The sequence below is a fragment of the Borborobacter arsenicus genome, assembly GCF_003934165.1.
In the GTDB taxonomy this organism is placed as follows: Bacteria; Pseudomonadota; Alphaproteobacteria; order Rhizobiales; family Rhizobiaceae; genus Pseudaminobacter; species Pseudaminobacter arsenicus.
Genome location: NZ_ML133508.1, coordinates 488,129 through 507,837 on the forward strand (window position 1 = coordinate 488,129; position 19,709 = coordinate 507,837).

Here is a 19,709-nt window from a genome sequence, read left to right on the forward strand (position 1 = left end):
TTGTGATCTAAATCAAAACTCAGGCGTTCCCCTCCGGAACGCCTTTTTTGATCACATCAAGGCTTCGCGGTCGCGCGCCAATGCCCTCGAAAGCAGGATCACCGGCACCAATGCCGTCAAGATGATCAGGATCGCCGCCACCGCGCCTTCTTCCGGTACGCCGCGCGAGGCGTTTTCATAGACATAGGTTGCCAGCGTATTGAAGCCGAAGGGCCGCAACAGGATGGTCGCCGACAGTTCCTTGATCGTATCGACGAACACCAGCACGATCGCGGTTAAGATTGCGGGTTTGAGCAGCGGCAGCAGCACCCGGCTGGCGCTGCGGCGCGGCGTATAGCCGAGGCTGCGCGCGGCTTCATCGAGATTGGCGGGCAGTTTTTCGATTCCGGAGCGGATGGCGCCTTCGGCCAGCGCCAGGAACCGGATGGAACAGGCTATGATCACCGCCGCGGCCGAACCGGTCAGAAGCAGCCCGGTCGAAAAACCCCAATATTGCCGCGCCAGCATATCGATGCCGTTGTCGAAGCGTGCCAGCGCAAACAACAGCCCGAGTCCGAGAATGCCGCCCGGCAGCGCATAGCCGACTGAAGCGAGCCGCACCGACGCCGTGATGGTGCGCGACCGGCAAAGCCGCACTGCGTTGATCAGGAACAGCGCCAGCATCACCGCTATCAGCGCGGTGATCGCCGCGGTCACGATGCTGTTGGCGAAGGCAGAAGCGACCTCAGGCGAACTGAACTGTTCCAGCCGTCGCGAGGCATATTGGCCGAAGACGAACAGGGGGATGCCGAAGCCGGCCAGCACCGGCAGTCCGGTCGCCAGCACCGCCAGCCAGGCATGGAAGCCGCGCAGTCTGACGCGGGGAGGGCGCGCGCGCATATGGGTGGCCCGCCCGGTATGGAAGCGCTGGCTGCGGCGTGCCCATTGTTCGGCCGCAAGCAGCATGACGACCAAGAGCAGCATCAAAAGCGCGATCTGCGCGCCGCCTTCCAGGCTGCCGCGATTCAGCCAGGTCGCATAGACCGAGAATGTCAGTGTGCGCACGCCCAGATATTCGGCTGCACCTATATCGTTGATCGTCTCCATCAGCACCAGCGCCACGCCGGCAACGATCGCCGGCCGCGCCACCGGCAGCAACACCCGCCAGAACACCTTTGCCTGCCTGGCGCCGAGCGTGCGCGCCACATCGGCAATGTTGCGTCCCTGCATCAGGAAGATGATGCGGGTGGTCAGGTAGACATAGGGATAAAGCACGCAGGACAAGACGAAGGCCGCACCCGGCGTCGAGCGTATATCTGGAAACCAGTAGTCGCGTATGGTCTGGAAGCCGAAGATTTCGCGCACCAGCCCCTGCACCGGGCCTGTATAGTGGAAGAACTCGCCGAAGGCGTAGGCTGCCAGATAGGGCGGCACTGCCAGCGGCAGCACCAGCGCCCAGGCCAGCATCTTGCGCAAGGGAAAATCGAAGCCAACCACCAGCCAGGCGCCGGCAACCCCGATGATGGTGGTGGCCACCGCCACCAGTGACAGCAGGTAAATGGTGGTCAGGCTCGATCCGGGCAGCACATTTTCGATCAGATGCGGCCAGGTGTCGCCACTTCCCGACAGCGCGACAAAGCCGAGCGACAGGATCGGCAGCAGCACGACGGCACAGGCAGCCAATGCCGTGAGATGTGCCGACAGATGCCGGTTGCCCTTGACGCGCGGCTGCCTGCTTCGCGCCAAACTCTCCAGATGGGCCTTATCGATGCGTTGGATTCCCGACACGGATCGCTCACATCAAATACGGAAAAGCCGGACCTGCAAGGGCCCGGCTTTTCGACTGTGGTTCAGACGGCTCAACTGGCCGGGCCATCGTCGAGGCCGACGCGGTCCACCATCTCGGAGGCGGCCTTGCGGTTCTTGGCGATCTCGACCAGCGGCAGTGTATCGGCCTTCAGTTCACCGAATTCCTTGACCACCGGCGAAGGCTCCAGACCCGGCTCGACCGGATATTCGAAGTTCTTCTCGGCATAGATCTGCTGGGCTTCGTGGTTCGACAGGAACTGGATCAGCTTCACGCCATTGTCGCGGTTCGGCGCATATTTGGCGAGCGCCGCGCCTGAAATGTTCACATGGGTCAGGCCGTTCTCGAAGGTCGGAAACAGCACATTGATGCCGTTGCCCCATTCCTTCTCCTGCGGGTCCTTCTCATTGGTGCGCATCAGGCCGACATAATAGGTGTTGCCGATGGCGATGTCGCATTCGCCGGCGGCGATCGCCTTGGCCTGGGGCCGGTCACCGCCTTCCGGCTTGCGTGCCAGATTTTCCTTCAGGCCCTTCATCCATTCCTCGGTCTTTTCGGGGCCCCAGTGCGCGATTGCGGCACCGAAGAGAGCGAGATTATAGTCATGCTGGCCCGAGCGCATGCAGATCTTGCCCTTCCACTTCGGGTCGGCCAGGTCGGCATAGGTGATTGCCGTGTCCTTGACGCGCTCCTTGGAGGCGTAGACGACGCGCGCGCGCTTGGTCAGGCCGAACCAGTGGCCTTCCGGGTCGCGATATTCGGCATCGATGTTTTCATTGATCGTGGCGTCGTCCAGCGCCTGCGTCACGCCCTTTTCCTTGGCGGTGGTCAAGCGCGCGACATCGACGGTCATGATCACGTCGGCGGGCGAATTCTGGCCTTCGGCAAGGATGCGCTCCTCAAGACCCTTGTCGAGGAACAGAACCTCGGTCTTGATGCCGGTCTCGGCCGTGAAGGCGTCGAGCACCGGCTGGATCAGTTCAGGCTGGCGGTAGGTGTAGACATTGACCGTGCCGTCGGCCAGCGCCGTGCCGGCAAACAGTGTGGCAAGGGCAAATGCGGCATATCCGGCAATGCTGCAGCGAGGGTTCTTGGAAGGCATGTCTGTCTCCTGACCAATGGGGTTCAAGGCCCCAGGGATGTGTCGGCTGGCAGCTCCGCCAGCCACCGCTGATCTATTGGGACAAATAGCCAGGGACGTCAATACAAAGGCTAATGATTTCAATAGTTTAGAATTGTTCTAAACTGGAGAATTTTACGCAGCTTTTCAACGGTTTGAGGCATGATTCGCGACGGTGGCGCGGTTTTCTCAACGGCCATGTCCAGCGCATTTCGCCATCGTCTGGGTCGTAATGTTTATTTGCGCTTGGCGCGAACGCATTTCCGCGTTGCAATTTCCCGTCTTGTCAGTCGGCCAGCACCCTGGTCGTAGGGAAGGTCACCTCGACCAGGGTTCCTTCGCCGGGTGTGGAATTGATGGAGAATTTGGCGCGGTTGGCCTCCACCATCGCCTTGGTCAGCGGCAGGCCGAGACCGGTGCCGTCGCCGCGCGCGCGCTTCAGCGCATTGATCTGCTTGAAGGGCTTCAGCGCCTGTTCGATCTCGGCCTGTGTCATGCCCACGCCGGTATCGCGCACCCGCATCACCACGTCGCCGCTCATCTCATAGGCGGTGGAAACGATCACCTGCCCGCCGGCCTGCGTATAGCGCACCGCATTAGACAAAATGTTGAGCGCGATCTGGCGGATGCTGCGCCGGTCCGCCACCACGTCGGGCAGCTTTGAGGCAAAGCTGGAGCGGATGATGACCCGTTCGCGATTGGCCTGCGGCTGCATCATGGCAACTGTTTCGGCCAGCGCGTCGTTGAGCGAAACGGCCTCATGCGCCATTTCCTGCTGGCCCGCCTCGATCTTGGAAATGTCGAGCAGGTCGTTGACCAGGTCGAGCACATGGTTGCCCGAGCGGTTGATGTCGCGCAGATAGTCGCGATAGCGGTCATTGGCGATCGGGCCGAACTTCTCGTCGACCATCAGTTCGGAGAATCCGATAATAGCGTTGAGCGGTGTGCGGATCTCGTGGCTGACCCGCGCCAGGAAGTCGGTCTTCTGCGAGGAGGCGCGCTCGGCCATGGCGCGTGCCTGCGTCAGGTCTTCCTCGGCCCGCTTCCACTGGGTGATGTCGCGCAGCACCGCGCAGAAGCCGCTTTCATTCGGCAGCCTGCCGATGGTCATGAACAGCGGAATGAACCCGCCCTGGGCCTCGCGTCCGATCACCTCGCGCCCGTCATTGAGCACGCTGGCGACGCCATGTTCGGTCAGGCCACTGAGATAGTCGCCGGCCGCGCGCTGGCTTTCCATGGCAAACAGTGAGGTGAAGGGCTTGCCCACCACCTCGTCGCTGTCGAAGCCGAACAGCGCTTCGGCCGGCCGGCTGATCGAGCGGATCGTGCCGTCATTAGCAATCAGCACCACCCCGTCCGTCGCCGTGTCGATGATGGTGCGCATCTCGGCCACGCGCGCCCGCAATTCCGCTTCGCTGGCGCCCTGCGCGGGTGGCGGCGCAGTCTCTTCCTCGTCTCCGGTTCGCCGCACCACCAGCATCAGCGCCTTGCCGCCGTTCCACGGCACCGAACGCAACAGCGCCTCGATGGGAAATTCCAGCCCGTCGCCGGTTCGCATCCGCAATTCCTGATGCGGCGCCTCCGCCTCGTGGACCTCGTCATAAGTTTCGGCAAACAGCGCATCGAGCCCGCCGGCCGCCTCAAGTTTCGCGACTGACGCATAGGCCGTAAGCGTCAGGAACTCCTCATTGGCATAATGCAGCACATCGCCGGAATGGATCAGCACCGGCACCGGCAGCTTTTCCAGTATAGACGTGTCGGTGGCCCTCGCCGGGCGCTCGCTGCCGTCCTCGGCCGATTCGGGCGAGGGTGCTGCGCCAGACCTGTTGCTGTTGGCATGGCGGGCCGGCGCGGTTTCCGGTGCTGTGTCCTCGTCTGCCTCATGCGCGGCCTGGCTGGTGGCACTGTCTTGTTCCACCGACTCGGCCTGGGGCTCATCTGCGGTCGGTAAGGATTGCTGTTCCTCAGGTTTTTCTTCCTGCGCCGACTCGCCCAAATCGGCGGGCTTGCCCTCCGCCTCCCCGGGTGCTTCCATTATATCGTCGGCACGATCGGGAATCAGAACGCCTTCCCGGTTCTCCTCCGCTTCGTCCTGCGCCTGCGCCGTCTCGGTTTCCGTCGGCAATACCCCGTCACGGTCTTCCAGCACCGCTTCGGTCGGCTTGCCGGCGTTTTCGTCCGCTCCGGCAGCGGTGTCCCGATCCTTTGTCGCCTGCGTGTCTTTCAGCGCCTTGGCGGCGGCGTCGCCATCCTTTTTCAGCCTTTCGCCGATTTCGCGAAAGGCGCTGCGCTCGACGCTCGACAGGCCCTTCTCCGGCGCTGCCTGCGGGCGATGTTCGGCAAGTCGAATCACCTTGTCGGAGAAGCGGCGGTCCGGCTTGGGTACGATCGCCAGCGCCGGCACCTCGCCGTGGAACGGGTCCGCGGCCTCCGGCGCTTCCTCTTGCGTCTCATCGGCTTCTGCGTCGGGGGCAGGGGCCTCGACATGCGCCGTTTCGGGGGCGGGCACGTCTTCCGCCGGGCGGGCAGGTGCCACCAGCACCAGACCGAGCGCTTCCGGGTCCTTCACTGCATCGCCCGCGCGAGCGACACCGAAGCCGCGAAAGCCCTCGAAATCCCGGCTGCGGCTATAGACCGGCAAGGCCGCTAGATCGACCGGGATCTTCACGTCCGTCCCGGCCACCGGCCACAGCACCGACCGGCCCGACCATGTATCGCGTCGCTCCAGCAGCCCGGAAATCTCGCCGGAAGGGTCGAGCCCGAAAGTGTTGGCAACGTCGCGGAAGCGCCGCCCAACGACATCGGCGGCCAGTTCTCCCACCGCATTGGCGAATTCATGGGAAATGGCGCTGAACCGGCCATGCGCATCGGTGCGCCAGACAAACCGCACCGGCGCCGCGTCGCGGTCCACTGCCACGCCTGTGGTTGCGCCTTCATCTTGTGCCGGTGGCGTGGGCATGTCCGTCTGCCCGCTGCTGAAATACCAATAGTCGTGCTGGCTGGCAGTGCCATCCGTGCCCGCATTGGCGGCTTCCTGCCGTTCGGCCACCACCACCAGCAGATGGAGCGCCGGCTCGTCGGTCAGGCGTGCCATTCCGGCGGGAAACTGGCCGCTCGCGCCCTTGATCATCTTTTTCACCAGGCGGTCGCGCTCGTCGGCTGCTTCGCCGGCCAGATCGGCCAGCACCTGTGTTGCGATGCCGAGCTGCGAAAATCCCGCCGAGGCGACCTGGATTTCGCCCTTCGCATCCACGAAGGCGGCGAATTGGCCAGGCTCGCTCAACCCGCCAATGGCGCGCTCCATGATCTCCTCGTCACCGAAAGTACCAATCCGCCCGGCCGGTGCGGCAAGCAGGATCGCCTTTTCGCTGTCGGGCAGCAAAATCTCGCCCATGGTGAAATTCACCGCCCGGCTTTCCATGCCGATCGTCAGGCGTACCAATATGCTGCGGTCACGTCCGATATTGGGAAAGCCGCTCGTGGCCATGATCTGGCGCCGGGCGACCGAACCCAGCAGCGGCGATTCGCCGATGATGGCTTCGATATGCGGATAGCCAAGCAGGGTGGCGCCCGGCCCGTTGGCCCAGATCACCTGCTCCAGATCCGTCGAGAGTATGGCCAGCGCCTCGCCGCGCGCGAACCGCTCGCGCACGTCGTCGAGGACGGCCACATCAATGAACGAATACGAAGCTGACGCCATGGATCGAATGCATCTCCGCGCAGGGCCGGCATCCTGCAATTAACCGATCGTTAATAAAAGCTGGCGGCCCGAAGGTCCAGAAAACAGCGCGTTTTGCCAGCCGAAAAGCGGCGATGTGGTTAATTCCGGCCGCTAATTTTGGTGCATCGCAATAAATATGTTGCAATGCAGCATAAGCCGCGCTATACCACGCTCAAGCATGAACGAGGCAGCCTTCCGCAAAGCCTGTCCTCCTGAAAGGATGTAAATATGTCCAAGACTGCAACCAAGACGTCCGAATTTGCCGAAAACGTCGAGTTTCCGAGCTTCGACGCTTCCAAGGCCACCGACCAGTTTCGTGCCTTCGCCGAAAAAGGCGTCGAGCAGACCAAGGAAACCTATGCCAAGCTGAAGACTGGCGCCGAAGACACCCAGAAGGCCCTCGAATCGACCTTCGAGACCGCCCGCGTCGCGTCCAGCGACCTGTCGCTCAAGACCATTTCCGCCCTGCGCGCGAATGCCGAGGCCAGCTTCGCGCATCTTGAGGCGCTTGTCGGCGTCAAGTCGGTGTCTGAGCTGATCGAGCTCCAGACCGCTTTCCTGCGCAAGGGCGTGGAGACCGCTGTCGAGCAGGCCAAGGAAATCCAGGCCGCCTCCAGCAAGGCCGCCGAAGACGTGGCCAAGCCGATCAAGGGCGTGTTCGAGAAGGCCTTGAAGGAACTCAAGGTCGCCTAAGACATTCTTCGGCCAGGCATGGGGCCGAACCAGGAATACCCGAAGCACGGTTCCTCCTCCCACCTGACTTCGGGTTATGGCCGGTAACTCCTCCCACCGGCCACACATAAGGAAAAGACCGGCTCCTCCCGCCGGTCTTTTTCTTTTTGGGGCACACTTTGTCTCACCTGCGGCACCTGCGGCCAAAATGAATGCCGCGCCGCCGCCAAATGTCTTGAAATGTCCGTCGATAGTCCGTATTGGAGCGCTGCGCGCGTCAATGGCGCCCGCATGGTTCGCGGTTGTAGCTCAGTTGGTTAGAGCGCCGGATTGTGGATCCGGAGGTCGCTGGTTCGAGCCCAGCCAACCGTACCACCTCTTTCAGCAATAAAATCAGCCATTTGACATCTTTCGGCCTGCGTTGCTGCGGCATTTTATGCCGCAAACGCACACCCTGGGCCACATAAGACTGACGGGCCGGGATCACGCGCGCGACGGCGCCGGCAAGGCTCTCGTTAACTGTAACGTACTTGCTTTCATCGGTCGCCTGTGACCGGCTATCGACAGCTGCGCGGGGTGGCAAGGGAGGTATCGGGATGTCGCCTCCAATTTTTGTCGCCTGCTCCACTTATGGGATATTTTCCCCGGGCCGGTCTATGCGCATGTTCAGAAGCTCCGCGTTGGCACTCTTGCCGGCCACCGCGCCGGACGAAACCGACGGGCGCGCAATGCGGCAGCCCAGGTTTCCGTGGTCTGGCCGACGCGCTCAGCAAGCTCGGCAACAAGACACTCAAGATACAGCACCGTCGTGGCACGGGCGATGAATGCCGTCGATCCACTGAATGAAATCAATTTGGAAAGTAACTTGACCCAGAGAGGAGACGAAGAAATGTCGCTCAAGGAATATAAGACTGGTCAGAGTTTCCCTGGTGTAATTGGCAGAACATTCGACGTCTCGCAGCCGGCATGGCCGGCGCCGAATCGCGCGAAGGACGGCGCGCCGAATGTGCTGTTCATCGTGCTGGATGATACCGGCTTTGGCCATCTTGGCTGCTACGGCAGTCCGATCAACACACCCAACATCGATGGGCTTGCAAAGGACGGGCTGCGCTACAACAACATGCACACGACCGCCCTGTGCTCTCCCTCGCGCTCCTGCTTCATCACGGGGCGAAACCACCACTCGAACGGCATGTCGTGCATCACCGAAGGCTCGGTAGGCTATCCCGGCGGCAACGGCTACATTCCGTTCGAGAACGGTTTCCTTTCGGAAATCCTGCTACAACACGGCTATAATACATATTGCCTCGGCAAGTGGCACCTGACGCCGTCGGAGCAGACGTCCGCGGCCGGGCCGTATGACCGCTGGCCGCTGGGTCGGGGGTTCGAGCGCTATTACGGTTTCCTCGGCGGCGACACTCACCAGTATTATCCGGAGCTCGTCCGCGACAACTCGCAGACCGAGGCGGAGAAGACGCCGGAAGAAGGCTATCATCTCACGTCGGACCTGGTGGACAGGGCCAAGGCCATGATCGCCGACGCCAAGCAGGTCGCGCCCAACAAGCCGTTCTTTTTGTATTTCGCGCCCGGCGCATGTCACGCGCCGCACCATGTGCCCAAGGAATGGGCGGACAAATATAGCGGCAAGTTCGACAAGGGCTGGGATGCCTATCGCAAACAGGTGTTCGAAAAGCAGAAGGAGCTTGGGATCATCGCGAAGGCAACCAAGCTCTCGCGCCATGATCCGGATGTGCAGGACTGGGACAGGCTGACCGCCGATGAGCGGAAGCTGTTTGCGCGCATGATGGAAGTGTTCGCCGGATTCCTCGAACACACCGACCATTACATCGGTGAACTAATCGCCTTCCTGAAAGAACTGGGCGAGTACGAGAACACGCTGATCATGTTGATCTCCGACAATGGCGCCAGCGCTGAGGGCGGACCGACCGGATCGGTCAACGAGAACAAGTTCTTCAACAACGTCCCCGACAATCTGCAGCAGAACCTCGCCGCCATCGACGATATCGGCGGTCCGAAATACTTCAACCATTATCCATGGGGCTGGACGCACGCGGGCAACACGCCATTCCGCCGCTGGAAGCGCGAGACCTATCGCGGCGGCGTTTCGGACCCGTTTATCGTCTGCTGGCCGAAGGGTATCAAGGCGAAGGGCGAGGTTCGCACGCAGTACTGCCACGCTATCGACATGGTGCCGACTGTGCTCGATTGCCTCGGCATCGAAGCGCCGGTGCAGATCCGTGGTGTGACGCAGTCGCCCATCCAGGGCTTCAGCCTCAGGTCATCGTTCGACAACGCCAAGGCCGAGTCCCTGCACAAGACCCAATATTTCGAAATGTTCGGTCATCGTTCGCTCTATCATGAGGGCTGGCGCGCCGTCTGTCCGTGGCCGGGCACGTCTTTTAGCGAATCAGGTCTGGGGTTCGGGGCGCCGATGGACGGCAAGAAGCTCACGGAACTCGATGCGAAGGGCTGGGAGCTTTACAATCTGAACGACGACTTTGCCGAGACCGATAACCTCGCCGACAAGGAGCGTGACAGGCTGATCGCGATGGTCGGCTTGTGGTATGCGGAGGCAGGCAAATACAACGTCCTGCCTATCGACAGCCGTGGCACGCTGCGCTTGGCGGATCCGCGGCCACAGATTGCGGTCGATCGCAAAAAATACATCTTCTACCCCGGAACCCAGGTGATTCCAAGCAACGCCGCGCCGCGCCTCACAAACGTTCCGCATACGGTATCGGTCCACGCCAGTATCCCGAAAGGTGGTGCCGAGGGTGTGCTGTTCTGCATGGGAGGCAATGACGGGGGCTTTGTTTTCTATATCAATGGCGGCAAGCTGACCTATGGCTACAACTATGTGGCCGACCAGCGCTTCAAGATAGAGGCGAAAAACGGCGGCATTCCTGAAGGCGACCATGTCTTCACGTTCGAGTTCGCGCCAACCGGCAAGCCCGACATCCCAAAAGGCAAGGGAGTACCGGCGAACGTCAAGTTGTTCGTTGATGGCAAGGTTGTTGGCGAAGGCAACCTGCCGGTGACCATCCCGATTTCGCTGGGGCTGGGAGGCGGCCTTGTGATGGGGGCCGACACTGGTTCGCCCGTAATGCTGGCTGAGGATTACAAACCACCCTTCGCCTTCACAGGCAGTATCAAGCGGTCGCTGGTCGATATTTCGGGCGAGCCGATCGAGGACCTGGAAGCAAAAGTGCGCATGTACCTTGCGCGGCAGTGAATCGCTCTGGAGTTCTTCCGCAAAGGGAAACGCCAGGGGAGGGTCGAGAGAAAACGACCGAGGATTTACCCGCAACTGGGCGGCTCTGCGCCAGCCGCCCAGGCCTGCCTCACAAGCTGAAGGCGGTTGCTATGTGTCGTTCTTTCGCTGGCGTACCAGAAGCGACCAGGTGACGAGCGAGAGGAAATAAAGCGCCAGTCCGCCCAGCGGCATGAACATGAAGGCCGGCACCATGGCGCACGACTTGGCATCGGAACAAGGGATCATGCCGATACCGACCAGGATGGAGCCGATCATATAGGCGACGGCCAGGCTGCCGACGAAGAGCCCGAATATTGACGCAGCACGCAGCAGCGAAATGAACAGATATTTTGCACCTGCGGAAAGTCCCGGCATCGCACGCCTCCTCGAATCGCCGCCCGCTGCATTTTATAGCGATTCGTGTTCAGAGGGGGCGTCCTGACGGGACTTCCTCTCCTTGGACCGGAAGAAGGAGGACCGCCGCAACGCTGACGCCTTCACCCCCGCTTGCAGGGAGAGGGTAGGGGTGAGGGGCCGGTTCAGGTGTCCGCAGGATGTGGGCCCTTTGGCTGGGTACAGCGTCCGTAAGAGCGCGACCGCCGCACCTGACTGCAATCGCCCGGCCCGGCTCGTGCGTGAGGAACCTTGTCGTTGGGGCCCTTTGGTGGTTAGCTATCGGATGCAGATAGGGGGTTAAAAATGGCAAAGCACCCTGTAATCAGCTGCCCGATTTGTGAGAGGCGGGCAAGGCAGACAAGAGCCTATGACGGTTATCTCGATATCCATTGCTCGCATTGCGGCCATTTCCAGATATCGGAGACCTTTCGCGAACTCGTCTCCACGCATTCTCTGGATGCAAGGCAGCGGGCGCTGGAAGGAGCGGTAACCAGAGCACGCTACGGCTTTCTTCCACTCGTCACCAGTTACGACTTGCCATAGCACTTTCAATAACCGGCATACCGGGCCCCGTGCGAGCCGACAATCAGCTCGCCGAGGGACAACCCCTTGCCCCTTGCCTCGACGAGCCTCTTGCCCCTGATCAAGATCAGGACCTGACAATCAGCTCGCCGAGGGACAACCCCTTGCCCCTTACCTCGACGAGCCTCATGCCCCTGATGCCCGTTACGGCATCAAGGCCGGCGGTTTGCCGGCACTCTCCACAATGCAAGGGCCGTGCCAGAAAAATCCGTCCCGAAATCGGGCAGATTCACGTCTCGGTCGTGCAAGCCTGTCCGGAGTTGGCACGAAGATGAAACAGCCGCCTGACCCGAAATGAGCCGGCGGCTGGCAGAGTGACGGAAGTGCGTCGTCCGACGACGCTGGGAGGACCGGCAGGTTCAGTAGTTTGTGCGTGCGGCGTGGTACCAGATCGCAATATCCACCCCGGCAATGGCCAACACGAAAAGCCACTGCACCCAGGCCGTTTGCGCGATCAACTTTGCTCTTTCGCCGATCATTTTCCCTCCGGTCCCGTCTGGATCAGATTGAAACCTGCGCAGCTTTTTCCTGATCGACCCGATCCGCGCGGGCAGCCGATATGCAAGAGATCGGGGAGTTGAGAAGTCTCATGTGAGGGACCGCGACAGTCTTTGGGCTTATGGCCTTGGACATGCACTGGCGCCTCCCCGATTTTCCTGCGTTCTCAATAGAACACTGTCCACCACAAGAGGATGACAATGCCGGCGCAAAAGAGAATGCCCTCGACCAGGTTTCTGATGCCAGAGGCCTGATACCAGTCCATGAGAAAATCCGTTTTCGCCCGGCCGCTTGCCTCGTCCGTTTGCCGAACTGGGTTAGGCTGCCTGTCGTTTTCGATTGGTGCGCTGATCTATAGGTGATCGGTCGTGCGTCGCAACCCCCCGAATGGGGGGTAAACCGGCTTCCGGCTACGCCTGATGCACCGCGGAGAGGTCAAAACAGGCTGCCTTGCGCTCCGGGGTCCTTGGGGCGTGAGGCGGGTCTTGGCTGCGGCTTTGGTGGCCGTGCGCCGCCTTCGTGCGCAGTCACGCCCACCTTGCCATCGGCAAAGGTCAGCGAAAGGGCCGCATCCGGCACCACTTCGCCGGCGCGTTTCACCAATGCGCCGGCCTCGTCCGTCACCAGCACGAAGCCGCGCTCCAGCACCGATTGATGCGACAATGTCGTCAGCAGCCGGTCGGCTTGCGTCAATCGAAAGCGCATCCTTTGCAGGCGTATCGTGGCGGCATGGTCCAGGCGCCGCTGCAGGCCGGTCATCGCCTCGCGGAAGCCCGCATGGCGGCGGGTCAGCGGTTCGGGCGATATCCGTGCTTGTACCATTTCCAGCCGGCGGCGCTTGTCGCGCAGATCGGCGTCGATGCATCTGGGCAGTTGGGCCGCCACCCGGTCAAGATGGCGGCGCGCTTCGGCCGCGCGCCGCGCCAGCATGGAAATTGTCAGCCGTGCTCCGCTCAGCCGCGCCCGCTTGCGTTCGGTGCTGACTTCGAGTGCGCGCGAAAGGCGGCTGGTCGCCTCGTCGAATCGGCGGCGCGGCAATGCCAGCAACTGATCGGGCAAGGGCAGGGCGCGGGCGGCCGCCCGCAGTGCCTGCCGCTTGCGGTCGAAATTGCGTGTTGTGCAAGCGGCAAGCCGCGCCGCCAGGCTGGCAAGGTTCGCTTCCAGCTCCGCCTTCACCGGCACCGCCAACTCGGCTGCACCCGTCGGCGTCGGCGCACGCATGTCGGCGACGAGATCGATCAGCGTCCAGTCGGTCTCATGCCCGACAGCCGAAATCACCGGGATGTCCGAAGCTGCTACTGCGCGCGCCAAGGCTTCGTCATTGAAGCCCCAGAGGTCTTCCAGGCTGCCGCCGCCGCGTGCCACGATCAACAGGTCCGGCCGCCTGATCGGTCCGTCCGGCGGCAGCGCGTTGAAGCCCTGCACGGCTGCCGTCACTTCCGCACCGCAGGTCTCGCCCTGCACCCTGACCGGCCACACCACCACATGCAGCGGAAAGCGGTCGGTGATGCGGTGGAGGATATCGCGGATCACCGCGCCGGTGGGCGAAGTCACCACGCCGATCACCTTTGGCAGGAAGGGCAGCGGCCGCTTGCGCTCGGTCTCGAACAACCCTTCGGCTGCCAGCTTTCGCTTGCGCTCTTCCAGAAGCGCCATCAGCGCCCCGGCACCCGCCGGCTCCAGATTGTCGATGACGATCTGGTATTTGGACGAGCCGGGATAGGTCGTCAGCCTGCCGGTGGCGATCACCTCCATCCCTTCCTCGGGGCGGAATTTCAGCCGGCTCATCGTGCCCTTCCACACCACGGCCTCCAGCCGGGCACGGTCGTCCTTCAGGCTGAAATAGGCATGGCCGGAGGAATGCGGGCCGCGATAGCCGGAGATTTCGCCACGCACGCGCACATTGCCGAAGGCGTCCTCGACGGTACGCTTCAGCGCGCCGGAAATCTCGCTCACCGTATATTCGGCGGCGTTGGTCTTCGATTCGCTCAAGAGATCGCTCATGGCGCGATTGGCACCCTTCCGCCCTGCCGGGTCAAGGGGCGGCTATGCACGCAATCGGCATTTGTACCGGCCTTGTCGACCGTCACCAGCCCGGCATCAGGTTTGCAGGCTTGTGCCGCCTGCCGCGCATCGCCGACAGTGCTGCCAGATCGAAGGCCGGGGCCTCTTCGGCGCTAGGCACCGAGATATTGTCCAGGCTTTCGGCGATGTGCCGGGCCAGCGCTTCGACGATTTCGCTATTGGCGGTGTGGCCGCGCATGATGCCGATCTTGCAGTCCGGCAGAAGCCCGAAGCCGTCGCTTTCGCCCAGCACCCGCATGCCCGGCCGCAGCGCGCATTCCGGCAGCACTGAAAGCGCCAGGCCGGAAAGCACGGCCGCCGCAATCACGGTTGCAGAAAAGCTGGTGAACAGCACGCGATAGTCGCGGTGCATCCGGTCGAGCACGTCGCAGGCCGAGCGCCGCCACACGCAATTCGGCCGGCCGAAGGCCATCGGCAATATTTCGCGCTCATGGGTCGCGTGGTTTGCGGAAGTCACCCACAGCAGCGGCTCGCGCCGCACCACTTCGGATTGCCGCGCATCATTATGGGTCACCAGCGCCAGGTCGAGATTGCCGCGCTTGATATGCTCCACCAGCCCTGGCGTCGGCTCGCAGATCACGGTCAGTTCGACGCGCGGATTGGAGCGGGCAAACCGCGCCATGATCTCTGGCAGGAAGCGGTCGGCATAGTCGTCCGGCGTGCCGATGCGGATCTGGCCTTCAAGGCTGCGATCGTCGAAGGCGGCCAGCGTTTCACGGTTGAGATGCAGCAGGCGCCTGGCATAGGAAAGCAGCCTTTCGCCCTCCTCGGTCAGCCGGTTGCTGCGGCCGTCCTTTTCGAAGAGCGACTTGCCGATCCGCTCCTCCAGCCGGCGCATCTGCATGGAAACGGCCGACTGCGTGCGATGCACCTCGTCGGCGGCCCGCGTGAAGCTGCCGGTGTCGCAGATCATGACGAAGGTCTGCAGTTGATCGAGATCGAGTGGTGCAGCCATAAGTGTCATCCATCATAAATCCTGATGCTAAAGATTAAAAACATTCGTTGGATTAATCAATAAGTCGCTGCCATATTCGCAAGCGTCCACACAGGATCGACGTTGATTTGCCGCCAGGCCGCATTCCCGATGCGACATGACGCCAGCGCCATCCGCCTGCGTGGCTTTTGAGGAGAACGGCCATGACCATATGCGATGAAGCCCATGAAACGATGCGCATCGAGACGCGTCCGGCATTCGCGGCGCGCGTCATTGGTGCTCTGTCCAACCTCTACCGCACGTGGAAAAATCGCCGCCAATTCTATCGGCTTGGTGAAATGTCGGATGCCGAGCTTGCCGATATAGGCCTGGTGCGCTCCGACCTTCATTTCGTCGTCGATCTGCCTTTTGGCGTCGATCCGACCACGCATCTGAATTCTATCGTGCGAGCCCGCACCGAGCTTTCCGTAGAGGATATGGCGCGCCGGGCCCACTGATTTCGTTTCTGCAGGCTCCCACACTCCCACCGGTTATCCCCCCGGCTTAGCCTGCACACTGCCCGGTCCGCGAGGACCGGGCATTTTTATTTGGCGGCTGGCTACCGGTGTCGGTCCATGCCCCGGGTGAACTGCTCGAAGATCGACTCCACGCTCTTCTGGTAGTCGTCGCGCTGCTTGGCTCCGGTCTCGAACATCTTGCCGAAGAGATCGTCATAGGGGTTCTGGGGCCGGCCGGCCGGCCCCGTGTCCGCCTGCGGCTCCGGTTGCCTCTGGCCTTGGCCACCGCCCAGCATCTCCTCGAATATCTTGCCGAGCGGATTGTCGCCATAAGGGCTTTGCGCCTGCTCCTGCGTGCGCCCACGCGGCTGCGGGGCCGGTTGCGCTTCGCCGCCGAACATGCCCTCGAGAATCCGGCCGAGCGGATTGTCCATCGGGTTCGGTGATTGCGGCTGCCCGCCGCCGGTGCCCATTCCTCCGCCCTGCCGCATCATCTGCTCGATGATCTCGCCGAGCGGATTGCTGCCGCTGCCGAAGCCGCCGGCCTGCAACTGGCTGTTCGATTGCTTGGCCAGCCCGCCCATGATCATCGAGGCGATCACCGGCAGCATCTGCTTCAGCACCTCCTGGCCAATTCCGGTCGCCTGCGCCGCCTGGTCGGCGACGGCGCGCGACAGATCTTTCGAGCCGAACAGATGGCCCAATATGCCGTTGCCCTCCTTGATGCCTGAGGGCGAGAAGGCATTGGCCGGGTTGTCGAAATATTTGGCGTGCTGGCCGCTGGCCATCGCCGTCATGAAGGCGCCGATGCCATAGGGGTCGGCCGTGTTCTGCTTCAGCCCTTGCGAAAAGGCGGGAAGCAGCGCCTCCACGGCCGCCTGCGCCTGCTGCTGCGACAGGCCGAACTGGCGCGCCAGCGCCTCCATGCCATTGCCTTGCTGCGCATTTGCCAGCATGTCGAACAAGGGAAGCATCTCGGATCTCCTCGGAACATCACGCCGAAGAGCAGCCTAACCCAATCGCTCCGACCCGCCTACCGCAATATTGGAGCATCGGACCGAAAGGTGGTCACCGGCTTTCGGGTAAATCCGATGCTTGAACAAAGATAGATCGCGACCATGCGTCCGATAGGATGCACTGCGATCTAGTAGGCGTATTCCAGAAACACCGGCTCGATCGAATCGCCCCAGCGCGTGTGATAGGCGTTGAGCATTTCCTGCGCGCTGGTCGTGCCGCGCGCCACCACCTCGTCCAGCGTGGACAGGAAGGTGGTTTCGTCAAACCCGTCGCGATTGGTGCGGTTGCGGTTCTTCAATCCCATGCGGGAAATGTCGAGCACCTCGCGCGCCAGTTCGCGCAACGTGGCGCCGCGGAACGTCGTGCCGATGCCCTGCGCCGGCACTGCCTCGCGCATAGCGCGCACATCCTCGTAGGTCCAGTCGGCGGTCAGCGCCTCGGCCGCATCCAGCGCTTGGCTGTCATAGAGCAGGCCGACCCAGAAGGCCGGCAGCGCGCAGATGCGCCGCCAAGGCCCGCCATCGGCGCCGCGCATTTCCAGGAACCGCTTCAGCCGCACATCCGGAAACAGCGTCGATAGATGGTTTGCCCAGTCGCCCATGGTGGGCATGCCGTCGGTAATCTCGTTGCGTGCGGCCCCATCCATGAATTGGCGGAACGTCATATGCGTCATGTCGTGGTAGCGCCCGTCGCGGATGACGAAATACATCGGCACGTCGAGCGCCCAGTCGACATAGTCGGCAAAGCCGAAATCCGGCGAGAAGCAGAAATCGAGCAGGCCGGCGCGCTGGTTGTCGGTGTCGGTCCAGATTTCGCCGCGCCAGCTTTGCAGGCCGTTCGGCCGGCCATCGGTAAAGGGCGAATTGGCGAAAAGCGCGGTCGAAAGCGGCTGCAGCTTCAGCGAAACCTGCATCTTGCGGCGCATATCCGCCTCGCTCTCGAAGTCGAGGTTCACCTGGATCGTGCAGGTGCGATACATCATGTCGAGGCCGTATGCACCGACCTTGGGCATGTAGCGCGTCATGATCTCATAGCGCGACTTGGGCATTTTCGGCGTCTCGGCAAGCGTCCATTTCGGGCTGCCGCCGAGGCCGAGGAAGCGGATGCCGAGCGGCTCGGCGATCTCGCGCAGTTGCGCCAGATGCGCGTTGCCCTCGCGGCAGGTCTGGTGGATCGTTTGCAGCGGGGCGCCCGAAAGCTCGAACTGCCCGCCCGGTTCCAGGCTGATCGCGCCCTGTCCGGTCGGCTCCACCAGCCCGATCACCCGGCCGGCGTCGAGGATCGGGTCCCAGCCCAGTGTCTTCTGCATGCCCTCCAGCAGCGTGCGGATGCCACGCTCGCTGCCATAGGGCACCGGGCCGTTGCCGTCGACATAGAAGGGAAATTTCTCATGCTCGGTGCCGATGCGCCACTTCTCGCGCGGCTTGCAGCCCTGCGCCAGATAGGCGACAAGCTCGTCCATGCCCTCGATCGGCTGGAAATCAGTAGTGTCGCGCGCCATTCTTCATCCTTTCGGCCGCATGAATTCCGGCGCCTGAGGCCGCAAGCGCGGCACCGCAAAAATCGTGCGCGCTTGATGGCGACAAACATCTGGCCGATCAAGCGAAAAAACCTGACGCTACCGTCAACAGGATTTGATTGTAATCCATCCTTCAGTAGCGGGTGACCGCCTTGAGCGCGAACTTTGCCTCGAACTCACCAATCGCCGATTGTCGCCTGGATTACCGCAAGCGCGGCCACCGCTGCCGTATCGGCGCGCAATATGCGCGGTCCGAGCGGAATAGAGGTCACGAAGGGCAGGGCATGGAGTTGCCGCCGCTCGTCTTCAGAAAATCCGCCTTCCGGCCCGACCAGCAGGCCAAGCCTGCGCTCTGCTATTTCTTGCAGGGTAGGCAGTGGATTGTTCGTCTGCGCACTTTCGTCGCAGAAGATCAGTCGCCGCTCCTTGTCCCAGCCGGCCAGCAGGGTTGTGAATTTCTGCGCCTCGCGAACTTCCGGCAGGGCCAGGATGCCGCATTGTTCGGCCGCCTCCACCACATTGGCGCGCAGCCGCTCGATGCCCGGCTTGGCGATCTGAGTGTGCTGGGTGATGACCGGCTGTAGCATGCCGGCTCCCATCTCCACCGCCTTTTGCACCAGATAGTCGAGCCGGCCCTGTTTCAGCGGTGCGAAACAATAGATGAGATCGGGATGCGCGGGCTGCTTGCGTGTTTCCTCCACCACAAGCAGCCGCACCGATTTCTTCGTCCTTGCGTCGATGCGCGCCAGCCATTCGCCGTCGCGGCCGTTGAACAAAAGCAGTTCCGCCCCCTCGTTGAGCCGCAGCACATGGCTGAGATAGTGGCTCTGCTCGGGGCTCGCCTCGATCGCTGCCAGGGCGGCAAGGTCTTGCGGCACGTAAAGCCGTTGCATTTTATAGTTTGCGCGCATGGCGCAGGAATGCGTGAGCGCGCCTGCGCGGTCAAGCCTTCACTCCGCCCGCACTTTCATGCCAGACCGGCTTATAACCGGCCTTCAGCGCCGCGATGGTCGTGGCGGGAGTGGCAAGCCAGATATCGAGCGCGGCGAGCTCGGCATAGTGCCAGGCATCGCCATAGCCGCGAAAGGTCCAGGCCCATAGCCGGCTTTCCCGCTTGGCAAAGCAGCTCCCGTTCTGGAACACCATCGCCCCGTCCGGCAGCTCCTCCAGTTCGCTGCGGTCGATGGCGACCGGCGGCCCGCCCGAGGCTAGGCGCTCGCGATGCAGCCTGGCGTCGATTTCCGGCGCCCTCGGCGGCGCGGTTTCGAAGGCCTCGCCGATGCGCGCGGCAAATTCCCTCGCCCGCTCGCGCCGGCAATAGAAGCAGGGCCGGTGCCCGGCCGAAAGTGCGGTCACTTCGTCAAGGAAGAAAAGCTCGGTCCAGCCGGCACCGCCGCCCGGTGCATTCCGGCCCATCACTTCGCGCTTGCGGCCACGAAATTCGCATTCGCAGATGATCCAGGCATTGGTGCTCCAACGCCTCTTGAGCAGCCGGCGCGTCGTCGGATCATGGATGACGCCGCGGTTTCCCGTGAACATGCCGCGCGCATCGACCGCGTGGATGTCCCCGAACGGATCGACGCGGTTTTGCAGTGGCATATCGGCTTC

14 protein-coding genes and 1 tRNA gene are annotated in these 19,709 nt (G+C 62.4%); 5 read left to right on the plus strand and 10 right to left on the minus strand.

Going from position 1 to position 19,709, the window contains the following annotated elements:
• Window positions 1-51: 51 nt before the first annotated feature.
• The 3 genes from EET67_RS02440 to EET67_RS02450 form a co-directional block, all read right to left on the minus strand.
• Window positions 52-1,767: an ABC transporter permease gene (locus EET67_RS02440; RefSeq protein ID WP_128624595.1), complete on the minus strand. Its 1,716-nt coding sequence runs from the start codon at window positions 1,765-1,767 to the stop codon at window positions 52-54.
• 71 nt (window positions 1,768-1,838) lie between these two features.
• Complete coding sequence (locus EET67_RS02445) at window positions 1,839-2,888, minus strand: Fe(3+) ABC transporter substrate-binding protein (RefSeq protein WP_128624596.1); 1,050 nt, start codon at window positions 2,886-2,888, stop codon at window positions 1,839-1,841.
• A 304-nt stretch (window positions 2,889-3,192) separates the two neighbouring features.
• Complete coding sequence (locus tag EET67_RS02450) at window positions 3,193-6,606, minus strand: ATP-binding protein (protein WP_128624597.1); 3,414 nt, start codon at window positions 6,604-6,606, stop codon at window positions 3,193-3,195.
• A gap of 249 nt (window positions 6,607-6,855) precedes the next feature.
• Between EET67_RS02450 and EET67_RS02455 the strand changes: the two genes are divergently transcribed.
• From EET67_RS02455 to EET67_RS02465, 3 genes are all read left to right on the plus strand, one after another.
• Window positions 6,856-7,320, plus strand: coding sequence for a phasin (locus EET67_RS02455; RefSeq protein WP_128624598.1), 465 nt, complete (start codon window positions 6,856-6,858; stop codon window positions 7,318-7,320).
• A 277-nt stretch (window positions 7,321-7,597) separates the two neighbouring features.
• Window positions 7,598-7,674 (plus strand) — tRNA-His (locus EET67_RS02460).
• Between the two features lie 514 nt (window positions 7,675-8,188).
• On the plus strand, window positions 8,189-10,552 hold the full coding sequence (locus EET67_RS02465; protein ID WP_128624599.1) for an arylsulfatase: 2,364 nt from the start codon (window positions 8,189-8,191) through the stop codon (window positions 10,550-10,552).
• A 129-nt stretch (window positions 10,553-10,681) separates the two neighbouring features.
• Here the strand turns inward: EET67_RS02465 and EET67_RS02470 are convergent, their stop codons facing one another.
• The gene (locus EET67_RS02470; RefSeq protein ID WP_128624600.1) at window positions 10,682-10,948 is read right to left on the minus strand and encodes a hypothetical protein; all 267 of its coding nucleotides are present in this window, start codon (window positions 10,946-10,948) and stop codon (window positions 10,682-10,684) included.
• Window positions 10,949-11,272: 324 nt separating this feature from the next.
• Here EET67_RS02470 and EET67_RS02475 point away from each other — a divergent pair, with 324 nt between their 5' ends.
• Entirely contained in the window at window positions 11,273-11,512 is a 240-nt protein-coding gene (locus EET67_RS02475; protein WP_128624601.1) for a hypothetical protein, read from the plus strand.
• A gap of 972 nt (window positions 11,513-12,484) precedes the next feature.
• Here the strand turns inward: EET67_RS02475 and xseA are convergent.
• Both xseA and EET67_RS02485 read right to left on the minus strand, forming a co-directional pair.
• Window positions 12,485-14,053 (minus strand): exodeoxyribonuclease VII large subunit, encoded by a 1,569-nt coding sequence (gene xseA / locus EET67_RS02480; RefSeq protein ID WP_128624602.1) that lies wholly within the window; start codon window positions 14,051-14,053, stop codon window positions 12,485-12,487.
• 82 nt (window positions 14,054-14,135) lie between these two features.
• The gene (locus EET67_RS02485; RefSeq protein WP_128624603.1) at window positions 14,136-15,089 is read right to left on the minus strand and encodes a LysR substrate-binding domain-containing protein; all 954 of its coding nucleotides are present in this window, start codon (window positions 15,087-15,089) and stop codon (window positions 14,136-14,138) included.
• 182 nt (window positions 15,090-15,271) lie between these two features.
• Here EET67_RS02485 and EET67_RS02490 point away from each other — a divergent pair, with 182 nt between their 5' ends.
• Window positions 15,272-15,565, plus strand: a complete 294-nt coding sequence (locus EET67_RS02490) for a DUF1127 domain-containing protein (RefSeq protein WP_128624604.1) — start codon at window positions 15,272-15,274, stop codon at window positions 15,563-15,565.
• A 101-nt stretch (window positions 15,566-15,666) separates the two neighbouring features.
• On the opposite strand, the gene EET67_RS02495 is transcribed toward EET67_RS02490, so the two are convergent.
• The 4 genes from EET67_RS02495 to EET67_RS02510 all read right to left on the minus strand — a co-directional run bounded on the left by EET67_RS02495 (window position 15,667) and on the right by EET67_RS02510 (window position 19,700).
• Window positions 15,667-16,539, minus strand: coding sequence for a DUF937 domain-containing protein (locus tag EET67_RS02495; protein ID WP_128624605.1), 873 nt, complete (start codon window positions 16,537-16,539; stop codon window positions 15,667-15,669).
• Window positions 16,540-16,709: 170 nt separating this feature from the next.
• Window positions 16,710-18,083, minus strand: coding sequence for a glutamate--cysteine ligase (locus tag EET67_RS02500; protein WP_128624606.1), 1,374 nt, complete (start codon window positions 18,081-18,083; stop codon window positions 16,710-16,712).
• A gap of 194 nt (window positions 18,084-18,277) precedes the next feature.
• Entirely contained in the window at window positions 18,278-19,012 is a 735-nt protein-coding gene (locus tag EET67_RS02505) for a 16S rRNA (uracil(1498)-N(3))-methyltransferase (protein WP_128624607.1), read from the minus strand.
• 31 nt (window positions 19,013-19,043) lie between these two features.
• Entirely contained in the window at window positions 19,044-19,700 is a 657-nt protein-coding gene (locus tag EET67_RS02510; protein WP_128624608.1) for a hypothetical protein, read from the minus strand.
• Window positions 19,701-19,709 lie beyond the last annotated feature (9 nt).